The organism is Halohasta litchfieldiae, from assembly GCF_002788215.1.
GTDB classification, from domain to species: domain Archaea; phylum Halobacteriota; class Halobacteria; order Halobacteriales; family Haloferacaceae; genus Halohasta; species Halohasta litchfieldiae.
This window is the reverse complement of record NZ_CP024845.1, coordinates 1,006,382-1,025,144: the sequence shown is the minus strand read 5'-3', so window position 1 is coordinate 1,025,144 and position 18,763 is coordinate 1,006,382. Positions and strand designations below refer to the sequence as shown.

The 18,763-nt window shown below is 59.3% G+C and carries 16 protein-coding genes and 1 pseudogene; 6 read left to right on the top strand and 11 right to left on the bottom strand.

Features of this window, described 5'->3' with window-relative positions; translation table 11 throughout:
• Window positions 1-14: 14 nt before the first annotated feature.
• Complete coding sequence (locus HALTADL_RS05200) at window positions 15-1,775, bottom strand: DNA mismatch repair protein (RefSeq protein WP_089671272.1); 1,761 nt, start codon at window positions 1,773-1,775, stop codon at window positions 15-17.
• 98 nt (window positions 1,776-1,873) lie between these two features.
• On the opposite strand from HALTADL_RS05200, the gene HALTADL_RS05195 reads away from it, so the two are divergent.
• Window positions 1,874-2,347, top strand: a complete 474-nt coding sequence (locus tag HALTADL_RS05195) for a DUF7575 domain-containing protein (RefSeq protein ID WP_089671273.1) — start codon at window positions 1,874-1,876, stop codon at window positions 2,345-2,347.
• A gap of 104 nt (window positions 2,348-2,451) precedes the next feature.
• Here the strand turns inward: HALTADL_RS05195 and HALTADL_RS05190 are convergent.
• A pseudogene (locus HALTADL_RS05190) lies at window positions 2,452-2,628 on the bottom strand (arsenic resistance protein); the annotation flags it as partial.
• 94 nt (window positions 2,629-2,722) lie between these two features.
• Window positions 2,723-3,151: a DUF371 domain-containing protein gene (locus HALTADL_RS05185; protein WP_089671274.1), complete on the bottom strand. Its 429-nt coding sequence runs from the start codon at window positions 3,149-3,151 to the stop codon at window positions 2,723-2,725.
• Window positions 3,152-3,754: 603 nt separating this feature from the next.
• Here HALTADL_RS05185 and HALTADL_RS05175 point away from each other — a divergent pair.
• Together HALTADL_RS05175 and HALTADL_RS05170 are read left to right on the top strand one after the other, a co-directional pair.
• Complete coding sequence (locus HALTADL_RS05175) at window positions 3,755-4,666, top strand: coiled-coil protein (RefSeq protein WP_089671276.1); 912 nt, start codon at window positions 3,755-3,757, stop codon at window positions 4,664-4,666.
• An 80-nt stretch (window positions 4,667-4,746) separates the two neighbouring features.
• Window positions 4,747-5,847: a DUF373 family protein gene (locus HALTADL_RS05170; RefSeq protein ID WP_089671277.1), complete on the top strand. Its 1,101-nt coding sequence runs from the start codon at window positions 4,747-4,749 to the stop codon at window positions 5,845-5,847.
• Window positions 5,848-5,869: 22 nt separating this feature from the next.
• On the opposite strand, the gene HALTADL_RS05165 is transcribed toward HALTADL_RS05170, so the two are convergent.
• The 4 genes from HALTADL_RS05165 to HALTADL_RS05150 all read right to left on the bottom strand — a co-directional run bounded on the left by HALTADL_RS05165 (window position 5,870) and on the right by HALTADL_RS05150 (window position 9,258).
• Window positions 5,870-6,061 carry a DUF7333 family protein gene (locus tag HALTADL_RS05165; protein WP_089671278.1) on the bottom strand — a complete coding sequence of 64 codons (192 nt, stop codon included), beginning with the start codon at window positions 6,059-6,061 and terminating at the stop codon, window positions 5,870-5,872.
• A 45-nt stretch (window positions 6,062-6,106) separates the two neighbouring features.
• Entirely contained in the window at window positions 6,107-6,817 is a 711-nt protein-coding gene (locus HALTADL_RS05160; protein WP_089671302.1) for a hypothetical protein, read from the bottom strand.
• 129 nt (window positions 6,818-6,946) lie between these two features.
• Window positions 6,947-7,783 (bottom strand): aldo/keto reductase, encoded by an 837-nt coding sequence (locus HALTADL_RS05155; RefSeq protein ID WP_177171899.1) that lies wholly within the window; start codon window positions 7,781-7,783, stop codon window positions 6,947-6,949.
• Between the two features lie 101 nt (window positions 7,784-7,884).
• Complete coding sequence (locus HALTADL_RS05150; protein WP_089671279.1) at window positions 7,885-9,258, bottom strand: geranylgeranyl reductase family protein; 1,374 nt, start codon at window positions 9,256-9,258, stop codon at window positions 7,885-7,887.
• Between the two features lie 189 nt (window positions 9,259-9,447).
• Here HALTADL_RS05150 and HALTADL_RS05145 point away from each other — a divergent pair, with 189 nt between their 5' ends.
• Together HALTADL_RS05145 and dph5 are read left to right on the top strand one after the other, a co-directional pair.
• Complete coding sequence (locus tag HALTADL_RS05145; RefSeq protein WP_089671280.1) at window positions 9,448-10,146, top strand: DUF6517 family protein; 699 nt, start codon at window positions 9,448-9,450, stop codon at window positions 10,144-10,146.
• Between the two features lie 51 nt (window positions 10,147-10,197).
• On the top strand, window positions 10,198-11,007 hold the full coding sequence (gene dph5, locus HALTADL_RS05140) for a diphthine synthase (RefSeq protein WP_089671281.1): 810 nt from the start codon (window positions 10,198-10,200) through the stop codon (window positions 11,005-11,007).
• Window positions 11,008-11,048: 41 nt separating this feature from the next.
• Here dph5 and artA read toward each other — a convergent pair whose 3' ends face one another.
• The 3 genes from artA to HALTADL_RS05125 form a co-directional block, all read right to left on the bottom strand.
• A complete protein-coding gene (gene artA, locus HALTADL_RS05135) occupies window positions 11,049-12,065 on the bottom strand; it encodes an archaeosortase A (RefSeq protein ID WP_089671282.1) in 1,017 nt (338 codons plus the stop codon).
• A gap of 84 nt (window positions 12,066-12,149) precedes the next feature.
• Window positions 12,150-12,590: a universal stress protein gene (locus HALTADL_RS05130; RefSeq protein WP_089671283.1), complete on the bottom strand. Its 441-nt coding sequence runs from the start codon at window positions 12,588-12,590 to the stop codon at window positions 12,150-12,152.
• A gap of 162 nt (window positions 12,591-12,752) precedes the next feature.
• Window positions 12,753-15,707, bottom strand: coding sequence for a BGTF surface domain-containing protein (locus tag HALTADL_RS05125; RefSeq protein ID WP_089671284.1), 2,955 nt, complete (start codon window positions 15,705-15,707; stop codon window positions 12,753-12,755).
• A 620-nt stretch (window positions 15,708-16,327) separates the two neighbouring features.
• Between HALTADL_RS05125 and HALTADL_RS05120 the strand changes: the two genes are divergently transcribed.
• Entirely contained in the window at window positions 16,328-17,605 is a 1,278-nt protein-coding gene (locus tag HALTADL_RS05120) for a COG1361 S-layer family protein (RefSeq protein WP_089671285.1), read from the top strand.
• 27 nt (window positions 17,606-17,632) lie between these two features.
• Here HALTADL_RS05120 and HALTADL_RS05115 read toward each other — a convergent pair whose 3' ends face one another.
• Window positions 17,633-18,763: a tubulin/FtsZ family protein gene (locus HALTADL_RS05115; protein ID WP_089671286.1), complete on the bottom strand. Its 1,131-nt coding sequence runs from the start codon at window positions 18,761-18,763 to the stop codon at window positions 17,633-17,635.

Below are 18,763 nucleotides of genomic sequence, written 5' to 3'. Positions count from 1 at the left end.
TAGAGTCTGACGTTTTATTTTTCATCCCACTGCGCATCCGACAGCGTCCGTTGCACTGCTTCCTCACCCACTGCGGCGGCCAGCGATTCGAACCCTGCTCGCTCGGCGCGGTCGTTGGCGTTGGCGACCAGCCGCGAAACGATGAACTCCGGCGTCGACTTCCCGACGGTCCCGAACCGTGGCTGATAGTCGACTCTGAGTTCCAAATCGGGGGTCAGCCCTTCGGCGAAAATTCCATCGATACGGGCCGTCTCGGGCAGTGGACTCAGGTCATCGGCGAGATGGGTGACATACACCCCGAGGGCCGACTGGTCGACCGAAAGCGAGACCAGACCATTCAGCAGATCGGCGGCGCGTCCCGGTTCGGTGATCGCCTCGAACTCGTCGACCAACATTAGTGCCTTCCCCTCAGTTGTCAGCGGCGGCACGATGGATTTGAGCGTCGATTCGAGGACGCCTGCATTAAACGAAGCGTGGCGTCGATGGAAGACAATGGTCTCGAACTGGCCGACTGCGGCCTGCTCGGCGGGGACTGGGAGGCCCATCGCCGTGAGCAGGGCGACCTGACTCAGTGTTTCGAGCAGCGTCGTCTTTCCGCCGGAGTTCGCGCCCGTGAGAACGGTCACGCGGTCGCCAGTCGGCGGCGCAACTGCCCGCGGGGTATCTGTAAGCGCGTGGTTCCCGACTCCGTAGGTGATCGGCTGGACCTCACCGTCGAGAAAGAGGTTCCGTGCGCCGACCACCGCCAGTCCGTCGTCGACCAGCGTCGGGCGCTGGAGATCGTACTCGGCGGCAAATCTGCCCAGCGAGAGCGACAGCGCGATCTCGCTAACCGCGTCGACCGCAGCCTCAACGTCGGCTTCGGCGGTGTCGATCCGCTCGCGGAGGTCGGCGGCGACAGTTTCCTCGTTGGCGTCGACCTCGCTTTCGAGGTCGGCAACGAGATTTCGGAGTGTCGCACTCACGAAGTCGGCGGCGTCGACGGCCTCGTCAGGGGCGGCCGACCGGATCGTATTGTGGGGAATCTCGGTCTCGCTGGCGACGTGGTCGACGACGCCGCTCTGGAAGGCTTGCATATCCCGAACGCCGCCATCACGGACTTTGTCGATGATGTCGAAGGCCGCGTTGTTGCGTTTCTGTGCCGCATCGAGTTGACTCCGGAGGCGGTCGAGTTCCTCGTCTGCGCCCTCAATGACGGTCGGCCCGTCGTCAGTCTCTCGAATGTAGCCCAGCGCGCCCGCGGCCTCGGTGAGTGCTGCTTCGTCGATCCGTTCGAGGGCCTCGAACGTCGACCCTTCCAGTCCGACCGCCCGGAGTTCGAGCGCAGTCTCAACGGCCGCGCGGTCGGTGCCACCGGCCTCGTCGTAGTTCGCGAAGGCAGCGAGCACGCGCTGGCGGTCGACTTCGCTAAGGTCCTGCCAGACGCCCTTGGCTGCCAGCACGTCATCGAGTCGACTGGTGATTGCCTCGCGGTCGGTCAGCGGTGTCATGACGCGGATTCGGTCGGCGGCGTGGTCGGCGACCGCGTAGCTGCTGGCGAGTGTCAGCAGTTCGTCGTAGACGCTCCGAGTATCGCTCGTGCCGAGGACGTCGATGCCTGCGGTGCCGTTGGCTCGGCGCAGGATTCTGACCGCTCGGCCGCGTGGGACGCCAGCCTCGGCCAGCGTGCGGATGTCGGCGGCCTCGATAGCGGTGATGGCCGCAGTTTCGCCAATCGACTCCCGCAGCAGGTCGGCGGTTTTCGGTCCCACACCCCAGTAGGCTTCCAGTCGCATACCGGAGTCAGAACAGCCGGTAGTTTAGTCGTTCCCACTCAGCGAACAGAACCAATCGAAATACTGGCGTTTAACACGGTCTTGGTCGTACTGTCGGTATGAGCAATCCACGACGGCAACTGCTGCTAACTGCGGCGTTCGCGCTTGTTGGTGCAGTTGTTGGCATCGCAGGGACTGGACATGCCTATCTTCGGCGCTGGCGACGATCCGTGCTGTGGTTTCTGCTGACAATCGGGGCGAGTGTCGCACTCACGTCCGTCTACGTGAGTGATCCGGCGGCGCTTGAGACACAGGTACTTCTTTCATATCCGACCGAAATCGTGGTCCCTGTGTATCCGATTGAAGTCGTCATCCCCGTGTTGGTCATCATCGGGTTCAGCGTCGTCGACGCACTCGTGGTCGCTGTCCTCGATCAGCGCGAGGCGGCGATGGCACCCAGCGTGGAAGCCGACGACGAGGCCGACGCGGGTGTTTCCTGTCCTCACTGTGGCCAGTCGACCGATCCGGAGCTCGATTTCTGTATGTGGTGTACCGAGTCACTGCCAACGCTGGAGAACCACGACTCGAACTGAGATCACATCGGTCGGCGTCCCAACGGCTGCTCTCGGTTCTGTCTTTTACGAGGCGTTTTACAGCCACACAGTAGCGATCTGCGAATCGCTTTGTCGACCGGCTTTCAGTCGTCGCTCGGCGCTGGAGTCGGGGCGACCGCTGTGGTGTCGGGCACGAGCCAGCCGGGAACCAACCGTGTCAGAACGACCATCCCGGCCAGTTCGACCAGCGTCTGGGTGACGACGACTGCTGGTGCAAGCGCGTAGCTCGACGGCAACGCGAGTGCCAGCGGCATGCCGACTTGATTGTGCTGTATCCACTGCTTTGAGAGCATCTCTCCACGACTCGTTGTCGACAGTGTTCCTGCGGGGCGGGGTGTGCGTTCCGATACTGGACTATTCGTCGACCGTCACTCGCAGTTCAAGCGTGAGATCGGCACCGTCAGCGAGGGCCGCGACGAGATCGCGGTCGACGCTCTCGGCGGCTCCCTCCGCGCCGACCATGATCGTTCGGTCGTCGACGTAGTCGCTGGTCCGACCCACGGCGCTGCGGTCGCCCTCGTATGTGAGATCAGGATGGCCACGGCCCGTGATAGTGTGAGTGTGGTCGTCGGTCGACAGCGTGGCCGTGATTGTGGCCTCGTGAGATTGGGCGGCGTCGACGAACGCCTCACTGAAGTCTGCAGGGGTGCGGTCGGCCTCGATGGCGAGAATACAGTCGCCTGCGGGCGTCAGCCAGTCGTCGCTTGTGACTTCGAAGGTGCTGGCGTGGGTCGACTGGACGTGTTCGTGCCCGCGTGCGTGGATGAGTTCGGTGTGTTCCATATGCTGTCTCTCTGAGCAGGCCGAAAAGATCACTCGATTCTGTCTGTTTCACGAGAATCAGTAGGTCGACCCAAATAGTTATATTGCTGACGTGTGTGGGTTCTTTACTAATTGGATGTCCCAGAATGAGAACTCACTGTTGGACGAGGTCACCAACACTATCAGTGTCGCGATACTGATATATCTCACTGCATTCGTGACTTTTGCCGGTCTAGATGCGCTTGGTCTTGATTTTAGTATCAATCCAGTATTCGGTATTTTCATTCCGATGGGGATCGTCTTCGTTGCGTTCACACTGTATTACTACAGAGAATACGAGTGATTCCTGATGCGTATCACCCACTGACTGTCTCAACCTTTTATATACTTTCGCAAGTCATGTGGATCACTCGCATACGTCGAAATCAGGCGGTATGGTAGCTCTTTCCACAGTCACTGTCACCGAAGTATTTATATTAGGTGCCACAGTATGTACGGGTACCAGAACGCCTCCGGCGCTGGTGGCATCGCACGCAGAATGATCGGGAACTCTTATCCACGGTCGGTCGCACAGTGGCAGGCCACTGCCATGTCCGGAGCAACAATGGTACCGAGGTTTCAACTATGAGCGTAGTGAACGAATACGAAATTGAAGAGCTCAACGACTCCGATAACGTTGAGCTTACTGACGAACGGCTCGAAAACGGCTCGAAAGGCAAACTCATTAAGCTGGCAGGCCAGCTTCGAGACCGACGAAACGAACTCAACCAGATGGCTTCCGAGCGCGCCTCCAAGCGCGACGACCTCAACGCCGAAACACGCGAGAAGGTCGACGAAGCCCAAGAACACCGCGAAGAGCGCGACTCTCTCAACGAGCAGGTCCAAGAACACAAAGAGAGCCGCAACGAGCTCAACGCGAAGGCCAACAAACTCTTTAACAAGGTCGAGGAGATGAAAGAAGATCTCGAACTCGACGATGGCAAACCCATCGAAGAGCTCGAATCCGAAATCCAAGACCTCGAGTTCCAGCAGCAGACCGAGGTCCTCTCGACCGAAGACGAGCGCGAGCTCATCGAGAAGATCGAGGCCAAACGCGAGGAACTCTCCGAGAAAAAAGAGAAAGTCGACGACACCGGTGAACTCGACGAACTCGTCGAAGAGGCCGAAGAAGTCCGCTCGGAGGCCTCCCAGCACCACCAGAAGGTGACCGAGCTCGCAGACAAGGCCCAAGAGCATCACAACCAGATGATCGAGGCCTACCGCGAGGCCGACGAGATCCGAGACAAGGCCGACGAGATGCACGAGCTGTTCGTCGAAGCCCAGGAAGCCGCCGACCGCCATCACAACGACTTCGTCCGCGTCCAGAAGCGCCTCCGCGAACTGGACAAAGAGGAAGAAGAAGAGCGCAAAGACGAGCGCCAGGAAAAGATGGAAGAAGAAAAGCAGGAAGCCGAGGACATTTATCAGAAATTCAAAGAGGGCGAGACCCTCGACACCGAGGATCTGATGAAGCTCCAGAAGACCGGCCTTCTGTAGTTCGGCTAAGAGTTTCTGTTTTGCGGTTTTTCGGCGCGACACCGACGGGATTTTTACCCACTGGTGTGCTTTGAGCGGCTGTGACGACGCTCGTTGTCTGTGTCGACCGCGACAACGACATCGGCCGGAAGGCCGGTGTCACACCACCCATCACCGGCTGGGAAGCGGTGCGCTCGCTTGTCATCGACGTCGGGCTCGCCGAGCCGGAGGCAACCGGCGTCAACAGCCTACTTGAGTCCCTGCGCGTGACGCGTGAACTCCGCGACGAGGGCGAGGAGGCGGTAGTCGCCGTACTCTCCGGCAGCAGCGAGAACGCAATCACTGCCGACCGAGCGATTGCAGCACAGGTCGACACACTCATCGAACGCTACGAGCCAACCCAGAGCATCGTCGTCATCGACAGCGTCGACGACGAGCGCGTGGTGCCGATCATCGAGAGTCGGCTGCAAGTCGATGCGGTCGACCGGGTTATCGTCCGCCAAACGCGTGATATCGAGTCGACCTACTACCTGCTCAAACAGTTTTTGGCCGACGAGGAGCTTCGGACTACGGTTCTCGTTCCGCTCGGCATCGGCCTTCTGTTGATTCCGATCTTGCTTTTTTGGTTCTCACCAGCGGTCGCCCTTGGCGGTGTGGCCGCGCTGTTGGGACTCGGGGTTCTGTATAAAGGACTGGGCGTCGACGAGCAGATCGGCTCAATCTCGGAGTGGAGCCGCGAGCTCCTGTACTCCGGGCGAGTCGCGGTTGTGACCTATGTGGCCGCCCTCGGGTTGACCGTGGTCGGGCTGTTCGTCGGTGCGTTGGGCGTCTCGGAAACGGGTGGGACCGATCCGGGACTGTTCGCGGTAGCAGCGTTCGTTCACCACAGTATTCCGTGGCTCGCCTTGGCGGCAGTGACCGCCGGTACTGGTCGACTGCTCGATGAACTGCTGGTGGCCGAAACCGTCCAGACACCGTATCTGAACCTCCCGTTCGGCCTGCTGTCGGTTGGGATCGTTGTCCGAGGGTTTACTGGCTACGTCTTCGAGAGCCAGCTTGTCGTCGGCTCGGCGGTGCTGACGCCAGCCCAGCGACTCGTCTGTTACATTATCGCGGGTGTCGTCGTGAGTCTGATCGGTGTTCGGGTGACGACACTGCTCGAACAGTGGACGATGCGAGGGGCCGTCGACCAGCAAAATTAGGAATCGGGTCGAGCTATCGGCTTTATCGGGTCGACTGGTACTGGCCGTGTTTGAGGCCGATACCGAACGTGATGAGTCCGAAGGCGACCATCGACGGCAGCACCATCATCAGCACGATCTGCATCGGCATCACTTGCATTGCGATCAACGCGAGCGTCCCGATGGCGATGACAGCAACGAACAGTCCAATCGTCGTCGTTCGGTCGAACTCCATACCGAAAAGAGACGCTCCGAACCCCTAAACGCACCGAAACAGTAGTTAGTCGTCTTTGGGTCGGATGAGGTTTGCAAACGTCACGAGTACGCCCAGCCCCCAGCCGAGCGGGACTGCGAGACCGAACCACATCAGCGCGTAGTAGACGCCTTCGAGAGCGAACCGCTCGCGCAGGATCTCGTTGATGCCGCCGACCGCCAACACCGAATCCAGAATGAAGATCGCCAACTCCTCGCTGTTCGGGAAGATGATGCTCGCGAGGGTTGGCGAGTAGAGCGCCGCGACCACCGGCGGGAGGAACAGCGCCGTCATCGCCGAGGGGTAGGCCAGCAGGATGCTGGTGAATCGCCCACCGATCTTGGAGAAAAACACGGCTGCGGCTGCTGCGACCGTGGCGACGCCACTCGCCGCCAGTACGGCGAGAAAGCCCTCGAAGGAGAGTTGGAAGCGGGCGACGACCGACAGCCCACCCCAGACGACGACCGACAGCAGTATCGCACCAACGATTCCAAGCCGAGTCGCCGCGCTGTCGAGTTTGCCGGCGTAGTATCTGGTGCCGAACCCGACCAGCAGGAGTGGGTAGCCGATCAACACCGGCAGCGCGCCGAGTAGTGCCCACAGATAGTAGCCCATCTTCTGGCCGCCCGTCTCCGGTTTCCACTTGCCGAGTACGTGGCCCGGGTTGAGTTGGCGCGGAAAGATAACCTCCATCCACGTCTCGTGAAGCCGCAGCATATCGATACGGACTGCGCCCAACAGTCCTGGTGACCGACGTTCCATTTACCTACACTGATAGGCGCGAGAATGTGAAGTTTGTGTTCGGCTACTGATCGATCCCGTCGTTTTGGTGTGGTTTCTCCGAGTCGCTACTGTGTTGCCGAGTCGTTACTGGTTCCAGGGACCGAAGCCGGGGTCGACGCGTCGACCGGTCTGTTCAAGTTCCTGGATTCGGTCGATCTCCTCGTCGCTAAGCGTCACCGACAGCGACTGCCAGTTGTCTCGGATGTGGGGCTCGCTGCTGGCTTTCGGAATCGCCGTGATACCCTGCTGGCGGAGCCACGCGAGGCTCACCTGTGCGGCACTGGCGTCGTGGTCGGCGGCGATTTCTTGGAGGGTGTCGTTTTCGAGCACGTCGCCACGGGCTAACGGCGAGTAGGCTACGAGCTCAACGCCTTCTTCTTCGCAGACCTCTCGGAGCTCCTCCTGCTGAAGGAACGGATGGCACTCGACTTGGTTGGCGACAATCGGTGCGTCGGAGATCTCGATGGCCTCCTGGAGCTGATCCGGTTCGAAGTTGCTGACGCCGATTCGGTCGATTTTCCCGTCGTCGTACAGTTCGTTGAGCGCGCCCAGCGTTTCTTCGGCGTCGTAGGTACGGGACGGCCAGTGGACGTACATGAGGTCGACGCTGTCGACGCCGAGGCGGTCGAGGCTGGCCTCTGTGGTCTCGATCACGTCGTCGGCCGCGAGGTTGTCGATCCAGACTTTCGTTGCCAGAAAGATCTCCTCGCGGTCGACGTCAGCCGCGGCGAGCCCCTCGCCGACATCCGCCTCGTTGCCGTAGGCCTGAGCCGTGTCGATGTGCCGGTAACCCATTTCGAGGGCGGTTGCGACCGACTCCGCACAGGCTTCCGGATCAGTGTTCTCCCATGTGCCGAGACCGAGCATTGGGATATCGCCGCTGTACGGACAGTCGTCTACCGCTGGATCGTTATCGGACATACGGCATGTGTTCGGCCTATCACCGAAAAGGGGTTGTGATAGGCCGGTAATTGAGCCGGTTGTGATCGTCCGTCGGTCACGAGGTGATGGTCGACGATTACCTAGTACTTCGGCTCGGCACCGGAAATATCGTATATCTCGTCCATAATCTCGTCACGGACCGACTGCCACGCCGGGAAGCCGCTGGGGGAGGCGGGATACCGGTCGTAGTGGTCGGCCAGCTCCGCGGCTTTGCCACGGACCTTCACTAGCTGCATGAGTTTCTCCCAGTGGCCGAAGGTGTCGACGATTGTTCGAAGCTTCAACGACAGCGGCATTGGACCGGTGTTTTTGCCGGCCATCGCGTCGGCAAGATGTTGGGCCGGAACCGACGAGACGATTTCAGTCAGTTCGTCGACTGCGTGGGCTGTCCCCCAGATGTTGAAACAGTCGATGGCGGCGAAATGCTTGCCGAAGTCGGTCATCACATCGCGGTTGTACTCCCAGAGCGCTGCCTCGCTGACGTCATCACGCTCGATAGCATCGATGGCTCGCAGTGCCGCCCAGTGAGCCGACTGGGCCGCGCCGGGAATCCCACCGCCGGTCGTCGGATTCACGTGGCCTGCAGCGTCGCCGACCGCCAGATAGCCCGGTGCGACTGCCGAATCGTAGGGTCGACGCGTGGGGACGGCCGCGCCGAGTTTGTCGACGACCTCCGGATTGACGAGCTCCGGCCGCGACTTCATATCCGTCTCAATTGCCGAGATCATTTTCATCTCGGGTTGATCCATCTGGAAGCCGACGCCGACGTTGATCGTCGTTGGCGAGCGTGGGAAATACCAGAGATAGCCCAGTTCCTCGGTGGGTTTGAACACGAGGGCGTCGTCCCAGTCGACCGGTTCGTCGACCTCGACGACCTCGCGGTAGGCCGAGCAGAACTGCGAGTATCGAACGTTGGTATCGAAGAAACTGCCGTCGAACTCGGCTTTGTCCTGCAGGATAGAGAGTGCGCCTGCGGCATCGATCACGATCTCGGCGTCGTAGGCAACGGCTTCGCCCTTCCGTTTCCCGGTCACGCCGGTTATGGTTCCATCGTCGTCCTGAACGACGTCTTGAACGACCGTATCGTAGTGGATTTCGGCGCCGAGGCGCTCGGCCTCTTCGAGGATGACCTCACCGTACCGTTTCCGGTCCAACACCGCACCCGGTCCGCGGAAGCCGATTTCGATATCGTCGTCGCTGGAGGGGTTCTCGAACACCGCGCGGGTAATCGACTGATTGGTGAACGCCTCGTCTTTGAGATAGTCGAGATCCATCACATCGGGGAAGGTGGCTGTCCCTTTGATCGCATCGCCACAGGCGATGTGGCCCGCTGCCTCGGCAGGCTTTCGCTCCAGAATAACTGCGTCGAGACCCGCAGTTGCCGCGGTCGCCGCGGCAAACGCACCGCCGGTGCCACCACCGACGATAACGATATCATATGACTCGGCTGACATAGATCGTCTTTGCTGGCGATGATAAAAAAGGTCATCATCTGCCGACCAACGAGTTACATCTCGAACAGTATTTTTCAGTACTCCTCCGCGTCGTGTTTCACGCCTTTTCGCTGCCGCCATCGTCGGATATGTATAAAATATAATAATTATAATCGAAACAAAAATGTGTAATCGCTATCTGTAGCTGGTATGGACCGTCGACGGGCACTAACGCTTATTGGGGGAGTAGGACTGACCGGCGTGGCTGGCTGTGTCGGTGACGATGGCGGGATCGATGCCACCGCGTCGGCAGCGACGATCCCGGAGGAACAGCGACAGGGATACGAGGCCGATGGGCCGGAGGCCATCGAGATCAACGAGACGATCGAGGTCAGTGGTGTCAGCCGTGATGTCTCGGTCAGTACGTGGTCGGTGACCTACTCTGCACCGGCGGATCAAACAGCCATGTTCCTCTTTAGTACGCCGAACGTGGAGGCTCTCGGTGTCTCGGTGAACCCGCTGGCCCGCTTGAGTGGCGCGGATCTCATCGTCCGGCTTCTCAACGAAGGACTCGGACGTGCTGGCGAGGATATGGCGGTCGAAGGGGTCGAACAGGAAACCGAACTGACGGCCGCAGTCCTCGGCGAGGAGCGAACGATCCCCGTGTTCTCTGCCACCCTCGACACCGGATCGAGCGGGAGTGCCAGCGGTATCGAGGGGGAGCAGAACGGTGAGGTCGAGATTCGACTCTATCTCCTCTCGATTACCCACGAGGAAGACGTCTTACTGGCAGTCGGCTTCCATCCCGAGTCGGTGTCGGCCAGCGACGACATCACGTCGCTTATGGAGTCTATCGAGCATCCCGTCGAGGTCGATGCCGAGTCGACGACGATCTCGAGTAGCCAGTAACGCCAGTCGAGTCTGACAACTGTTATTCGGTCCGGGTGACTCGGTCGACCCATGCTTACGTTCATCGGACTCGGGCTCTACGACGCCGACTCGATCACCTGCGAGGGCCGCCACGCCCTCCGTGCGGCCGACCGTGTGTTCGCCGAATTCTATACCAGCAGTTTGCTCGGAGCCACAGTCGCGGATCTCGAAGCCGCCCACGACGTCGACATCGACGTTCGTGAGCGGGCGGGCGTCGAACAGGACCCCGAGGTGATCCTCTCGGCTGCCGAAGCCGAGGACGTCGCCTTTCTGACCGCCGGGGATACGATGATCTCGACGACCCATTCGGATCTCCGCATCCGGGCCGAAGATCGTGGCATCGAGACACGGGTCATCCACGGCGTGACCGCCGAAACCGCCGCCAGCGGGCTGACTGGTCTCCAGAACTACAGATTTGGAAAGGCCGTCACGCTTCCGTTCCCGTTCGTCCACGGGGCCGGAGACGTCCCGCCGAGCGTGATCGAGTCGGTCGAGGCCAATCAGGAGCGAGGGCTCCACACCCTCGTCTATCTGGATATCAAAGTCGACTACCACAAGCGCCGCGGCGGGCCTGATTTGGATGATCCGTATATGACCGCGAGCTACGCGTCGGAGCTGTTGGCTGCCGAGTGGGACGAGGATGCTCTGGCGGTCGTCGTCGCCCGCGCCGGAAGCCCCGAGCCGTTGGTCGCTGCCGACCGGCTGTCGGCGCTGGCCGACCGCGAGTTCGGTGAGCCGCTCCACCTACTCGTGATCCCGGGCGACCTCCACCACGTCGAGGCCGACGCGCTGGCAGCGTTGGCAGACGCGCCCGCCGAGTTGGTCGAAGTCGACGACTGAGTGGGAGTCCGATAATTGAACCCGGTGCCGACGAGTGAGGGTTAGTCGGCCCGCCGGGCTTCGGGCTGTTCGACCGCGGGCTCTCGTGGGAGGTCAAGGGCGTCCTGGAGGTCGTGTTCCTCGCCGGTCAGCACGTAGAGGATGTCTTCGAGCACCGTCAGTAGCTCGGGGAGCTGGCGGGCGACGAGATAGGTGATGCCGATGAGCGCGACGACCGCCAGCAGTTGGCTGATGACCCGGTCGGAAAGCAGAAACGACACCCGGTAGGCGTTGGTCTCGCCGAACATGAACAGGACGACCTCTGGGAACCAGTGCATCAGTTGGTTGCCGGAGACGATCGAGATGAACGCTGTCCGAAAGACATTGAGGACGAAGATGATCGGCACTGCCACGGCGAGTCCGCGGAGCTTCCGACTCAGTGGGGCCCGCACCGCACCGATGAGGCCGCCGAAGATGGCGATGCTGCCCAGGCCGGTACAGGCCAGGACGATAGAAACGTTGTAGCGATGACCGTCCTCCAGGATCCACTGATAGGTCGCCATGTATCCCTCAGGGCTCTCGACAAGCGCCGGCGAGTAGCCGAACAGGGTGATGATCTCGCCGGTCAGCATCGTCACGAACTCGATGAGGAACTGCCGTGGGGCGGGGAACGTTGTGCCACCCAGTGTGAACGCCGGGATCGTCTCGAAGGGGAGATAGATCACTCCCATCACCGCGACCGCCCGCGAGAGGACGAATAGTGTATCACGGCCGTCGTAGAGGAGTTTTGCGACATAGAGGCAGGCCGGAAAGCCGACGAGACTCAGGATCCCCTCGACGTAGCTCTGGTGTTCGAAGGCGAAGGCCGGAAACAGATTCAGCCAGAAGATCCCGAAGCCGACCCACGCCGCGACAGCGATGGGGCGGGCGGTGTCCATCAGGTCAGCGTCGGTCCGGCGGCCGTACCACTCGACGGCTCCGGCGAGGACGAACAGTCCGATGACGACCCACGCCAGGGCGTCCGACAGTGGCCCCACGGTAAACAGTTCGCTGCGAAGCCACTCAGTCGCCGTTTGCATGGGTGATAGGTCGACTACTGGTCATAAATCCCTTGTCGTTGTGTGCGAGCGCGTCGTCACAGCGTCGGTGTCGAGCTGCCCTCGCTACTCGTCGGCGGGCGATTTGACCGTCGTCACTGGGACATCGGTCGTCTGGATCACCCGTTCGGCAACGCTGCCGAGCAGGAGCCGATCCATCCCGGTCCGGCCGTTGGTTCCCATGACGATCGCGTCGGCCGCAACGGTGTCGGTGTAGTCGGAGATCACGTCGGCGGGTGCGCCCTCACGAATGGCCGTCGTGGTTTCGAGTCCGGCCGCCGCGGCCCGATCGGCGATCTCGCTGGTGGCCGTTTCGCCTTCCTCCTGGAGCGTTTCTTTGATGTGGTCAGTACCGAGTTTGGGAGCCATCCGGCTGACCCGCTCGTGGTCGACGACGTAGAGCACGTGAATCCCGGCGTCGTGGCGGTCGGCGAGGTCGATCGCGTGGACCGCGGCCTCGGTTGCGGTCTCGCTTCCGTCGGTCGGAAACAGCACGGTATCGTACATAGTTGGCCCTTGTACTCAACCGTAGTGAATGGATCGCTTAGGTAGTGTTTATAATGGGTATCGAAACCGACTGCTGTGGCTCAACGGCTGAAAAAATGAAAAGGGGCCGGCACGAGGCCGGTGGTTGGAACGGCGTGCAGTTACTCGCGATGCGTCGTCAGATTAGTTCTGACGTCGGGTCGCGAGGAGTGCTGCGCCGAGGACTGCGACGAGTGCGACGATGGCGCCGAATCCGGGCGTCTCCTCGCTGGAGGAGTCGTCGGATTCACCGTCGTCGGACGCGCTGTCGTCGGACGCGCTGTCGTCGGATTCACCGTCGTCGGACGCGCTGTCGTCGGATTCACCGTCGTCGCTCATATCGTCTTCAGACTCGTCGTCTTCTTCAGGGGCATCGTCTTCGAGAGTGCCCTCTTCGACGAGGATGGAGCTGACAGAGTCAATGTCCGAGCCGCCAACGCGGAAGCTGGTGTCGAACTCGTCGTCGACTTCCTGATCGCTGAAGTCGAATTCAGCCGAAATTTCTCCGTCTTCGCTGATGTTGACGCTCTGTCCGTTACGGAACGAGGTCGATGCATCAGTTGAGGAGACTTGGATTTCGCCGTCCGTACCGGGTGCGACGTTCGTCGTTCCCGAGATCTCAGCGTCTTCGATGTTCTCGGCTTCGAGATTGCCGTCAACATTCACGTTGTCGAAGTTGACTTCCGGTGCGACAATATCGAACGTGGCCTCGCTGGTCACAGTGGAGTCAGCCTGGAAGTACGGGTAGGCTGGACCTCCCTCGTCATTGTCTGCTTCACCATTGTATGGCTCTACTGGGCCATCGGCGAATGCGTAGCGGTCGTCTTCGTCGGTCTCGTATTCCATCTCGGCGGTGAACGTGTCACCGTCGTCGATGGAGCCGCTGAAGACATCGTCTCCTGCACTGGTGTCAACTACGACGAAGAACTGACCGTTGTCTTCGTCGAAGACGACGAACGCTTGGCTTTCATCATCGTTTTCGAGATCAAGTTCGGTTGCGTCCTGGTTGCCAGTTGCGTCATCAGCTTCGACGTTGAAGTTGATGCCTTCGCTGGCCCAATCTGCATCCTCACTGTCGTTGATGATGCCATTGAATTCGGCGAGGGTCATACCGTCTTCGAGCGAATCGAAGTCACCGGTACTGTCAACAAGTGCACCCTCGAAGCCAGTTGCTTCAACTTGGATGACGAGTCGGTCATCTTCTGCGATTTCTTCGCGTGGGGTGACCGAACCGAGGAGATCTTCAACGTTGTCGTCTTCGTCAGCATCAGCTGCAGAAGCGACGTGCGTTGTGAGATCACCGATTGTAGGTGCTTCTAGTTCGAGAAGCGCTGCGCTGAGTTCTTCGTTTGCTTCTGCTTCGTCATCAGAGTTGACACCGAATTCACCTTCGCCTTCGTCGGCGAAGTCAGCGGTGATGATGTCGTACTCTGCTGGCTGGAGTGGACGGGTAAGCTGCTCCTGTGCAGTCTCGTCCGCAACGTCGATCAGATCGAGTTGATCGAGGTAGACCTCGAAGTCGCTGTTCGTATCTGGGTTATTGCTTGCATTCAGCAGGTTGTCTTCGTCGTCATCGTAGAACTCAGCACCCGTATCATCGCCGTGGACTTCACTGTTGATGATATCGTCTTCTGAGTCGTAGACTCGCTCGGTGTCAACGGCCGTACCGAGTGTTCGCGTGTTGACCGTAAAGGTCACTTCGCCATCATCGTCGTCATCTTCGACGTGAAGGAAATCAACGAAGCCAACATCCTCGTCACCGATCTGGATGAAGGTCTCGCTAGCGTCTTCCATTTCGACGGTGAACTCAACGAGGTCACCAGCAGCCGACGTGGTGACGTCTTCGGTGAATTCAGCGTCGACGTCTTCTTCGGTCACGCTGATCGAAGCCGAGTCGCTGGCTGCCGTGTCAGAGACATCGAACTGGAAGTCGTATTCTCCCATGTCAATGTCGCTGAAGTCGGCTGGGCCGTTTTCATCGTCCGTGTCAAGGTCGCTGACGTCTCGAAGAACGACTGCGTCCTCCTGATCGAGGTCGTAGTCGTCGTCGAGGTCGTCAACCTCGCCTGAGTCAAGGGTCAGATCGAGGGTGTAGTCAGCGTCGGTGTCATTGAAGATCGTTTCGAAGTCCTCGTCGTCGAGGTCACCGTTTGCGTGGACGACAACGTCCGTGGTACCACGGTTCGTGTCGAGGTCGAGGTACGTCGTTTCACTGTCGTCGACGTTCTCGTCATCGAAGGCGACACTCAGCGACTGCTCAGTGACTTCGAAGCCAGCATTGTTTGTGTCTGTACCGGAATCTGTAACGGTACTGTTTGCGATTCCGTTCTCGAAGACGATCGCGGTACTACTGTCATCAGCCGGCGTGATCACGTAGTCGCCGTTGAGACCTTCACTGTCGTATGACAGTGTGCGGTCATCGCTGTCGATGCTAACTTCTTCTACAAGCCCTTCGATGGAACCTTCTCCATCGTTGGCCGTAGTGTCTAGCTCACGAACCTGGTAATCGGTCGTGTCATCGACATTAGATCGGATGAACAGGTCAAGGTTCTGTCCTTCCCAGAATGTTGCCCCACTACCGAGGTTGGCATCTCCACTACCGCTAGAGGTGATGTCGAACTCGGCAGTCTGATCGCTGCCACTGTCACTTTCGAGATCGTAAGTTCCGGAGGCAGCAGTAGTACCGGATGGATCTACCTCTGCGTTGACGGTGATGTCAACTTCAGATGCAGTGACTGTGTTGACTGCGTCAACGGTAACGACAATGTCACCATTATCAACTTCTGCAGTAACACCATCAACGCTGTCAACACTGACATTGTCGAAGGTTAGATCCGCAACGGGTGAGATGGTGATTGTACCGTTGGCTGATGTGCCGTTGTTGTAGTCCCCATCGCCGGGCTCATTTTCTGCTGTAAAGCTAATTTCTTGAGTCTGTACGCCATCTGTAACATCTACATCTTCCGCACTAGGTGCGGGATCAGCTGGCACTGCGGCCGCTCCACCGGAGAACGCCATAGCCCCTCCGAAGACGGAGGTGACCATGATGAACGCCAGGAAGATGGCGCGCAGTTTGTTGCTATAGTTTTCGTTTGTCATAGTTTATTTCGTTCTGCACTGCGTCGGCATCCACATCTTTCCTCCATCCGCTCGTCCACTGCCGGATGAACGCCGGAGTACTCACGTGTGAACACCCTGGGTAGGGGTGTTTGGAACACACGGGCATTCTGATATATACTTTGTGTTTGACAGTCGTGATGGATGCTTAATACTTAGTTACCATTCGGATATGGATTTTGCTGTAGTATCGATTTGTAACGTCTATAACGAGGGATTAGCAGATCTTCTATGTTCCATGTCGTCCGTGAGCAGTTACCACGACAACTATTGGTTTAGATATCGTCTGCACTGGTCGGTTACTGCCTGTGGAATAACAATTCCCTTCATATAACGCAATTCAATCTAATCTCGATATACAGTCATAACAAACAGAAGTAAACAGATTAAAAATTGCATAATCACTTTAAACGAATAGATCACTACTTTCACCAGACATACATGCGACCGTATACCTCGGAATACCACTTTATTAACCGACAAGAGGTTGTCCAACCAACGGGCGATCCTCGATTCAATCGGAATCCAACTGCCAGGCCTGTTTTACTGGAGTCATCCGCTGAGAGAACAAGAAACCGAACTACCAACAGGATCACCACTCCATGAATGTCCGAACACTCCTTATTGGTGCGGTACTCATGATGCTGCTTCTCGCATTCGGTGGTGTCGCAACCGGACAAGAGGTGTTCGTCCGTGGTGAGCCGGACATCGAGGTGTATTCTCCCGATAATACGGTTGCACCCGGACAAGAAACCGAGTTCATACTCCAACTTGATAATGAAGGAGATGTCAGTCAGGGACAGGGTACGAATCGTGAACTCGTAACGACTGCCCGCAACGTGATCATCGAGGCTGAGATGGACGATGACGATGCCCCAATTACGATCACCTCGGGAAAACAATCAGTCGGCTCCGTTCCGGATAATCAACCCACAGACGTACCGCTCCAGATCGAGGTTCCGAATGATGCCGAGCCCGGCACCTATGATATCGATGTCGAAATCGACTACCGATGGAGTTCCAAAGTCAGTCAAAACCGTCGCGGCGGTGGCCCACCAACCACACACGAGCAATCCACCTCGAAAGACTACACCGTTGAAATCGAAGTCGACGATAGCGCCCGCTTCCGTGTCACCGACATCAATAGTACTCTTCGCGTGGGCGAGGAAGGCGACATCACCGGCGAGATCGAGAACATCGGAGGTGAGGACGCCACTAACGCCGAAGTCCAGTTCCCGACCGACGCCGAGAACCTGTTCCCACAGGAAACGGCTGTCGCCGTCGGTGACATTGAGGCCGGCGAGTCCGCCGAGTTCCGCATCCCAATCGAGGTCGGCAGTGAGGCCGAAGCCGTCCCCAAACGCTTCGACCTCCCAGTGTCATTCCGCGACGAAAACGGCATCCGACAGACCGATGACGACCCCGAGTTCCTCGCCGACATCGCCGCCGAGCGCGACGCATTCACTATCGAAGCCGCCGACCGTTCGATCACCGCCGGCAGCAGTACCACCGTCGACTTCACCATCACCAACAACCGCAACGAGACGGTGACTGACATCGAACCGAAACTGTTCGCCGACACACCGCTCAGCAGTAGCAACGATGAGGCGTTCGTCCAGTCGCTCGATGCAGGCGAGTCGACAACGATCAGCTTCGATCTCGCGGCGAGTGCTACAACGCCGAAAACGTATCCCGTCACGGTCGACATCCGGTATAGAGATGCCGGTGGTGACAGCCAGATCACCGACAGCTACCGACTACCGATTGACGTCAGTCAAGCCGAAGAGGGTGGGCTGTTGGGTTCGTTCGGTACCATCATTGTCTCAATCATCTCGCTGCTGACAGTCGGTGGCGGCTACGTCTGGTATCGAAATCAGTAGTCGTCGACTGAAAACGAAATCCGGGCGCTACTCTGTGTTATTTGCGGCTGCTGCACGCAGTTCCGAAACTCGCTGGCAGTCACCGACGCCAGCCAACACCACGAGCGCAACGATTGTATCGGTGTCCGGTGTCGGAATATCACCGCCACGAATCTCGACGCTGCCGGTTTCTTGGGCCAGCCACGACCGGGCGTCGGCGATGGCTTGGCGATTGAGCCATTCGGGTGGCCCGCCGGTCACCAGCAGCCCACGCTGGACCGACCCTCGGTTGATGTCGACGGTGAGTTTGCCATTGACAGCGCGTCTGACTGTCGTCTCGATGGCCTTGATCGCTGTCGTCTCGTCGAGTTCTTTGTCCTGCATAAACAGCCCAAGCCCGAACCGGGATTCGGTCGGTCGGTCTACCTCTTGGCTCGCGTGGCCGAGACTCACGATTCCACCACTACTGAGCGTATTGATCACCTCGCTTGCGTCGACCACGCTTTCGGCGACCCGGCCGCTGCGGTCGATTTCGCCGGCCTCGAACAGCGCCGTGACGCGGGTCACCAGTGTCTCGTTGAGCCGCGTTCGGACCGCCGGCTCGGCGTCCGTTTCGGCTGTCTTGGTCCACAGCGCATTGTCGAACAGCAGTAACGAATCGGTTGTTTCGGTAACGGTATCGATAGCCAGCCCTGCATTCGCTGCTCGGTCGACCTGCTTGCCTGTCTCGTCGCTCCCGTCTTCATCCGCCGTGGCGTCCACATCCGGTAGCACACCCAGCCCGTAGATCGGGATCTCGTAGACGCTCCGGAGTTTGGCTGCGAGGTGTGGCAGCAGCGTCGCGCCAGTGGCTCCGGCGAGGCCGGCACACAGCAGAAAGGCATCACCACGGGATGTTTGGAGGTCGTCGACCGCCCGAAACAGCTCCGTGAGTTCCTCTTCGGCGACCTCTTGGCCTCGTTTTCGGTGGCCATCCAACCCCCGCCCGGAGCTTTCGAGGACGCCGTACAGGTGGCGGTGGTCGTCCGAAATCTCTTCGAGCTCTCCCAGCGACCCCTCGTCGGTATCGAGGGCGACACTGTCGACGACCGCGGATCGCTGGCCGCGACTGTTGGCCGCTACAAGGCCCTCGGCAAGTCGACTGCCCGCCCCACCGAGTCCGCAGACGATCAGTTGCAT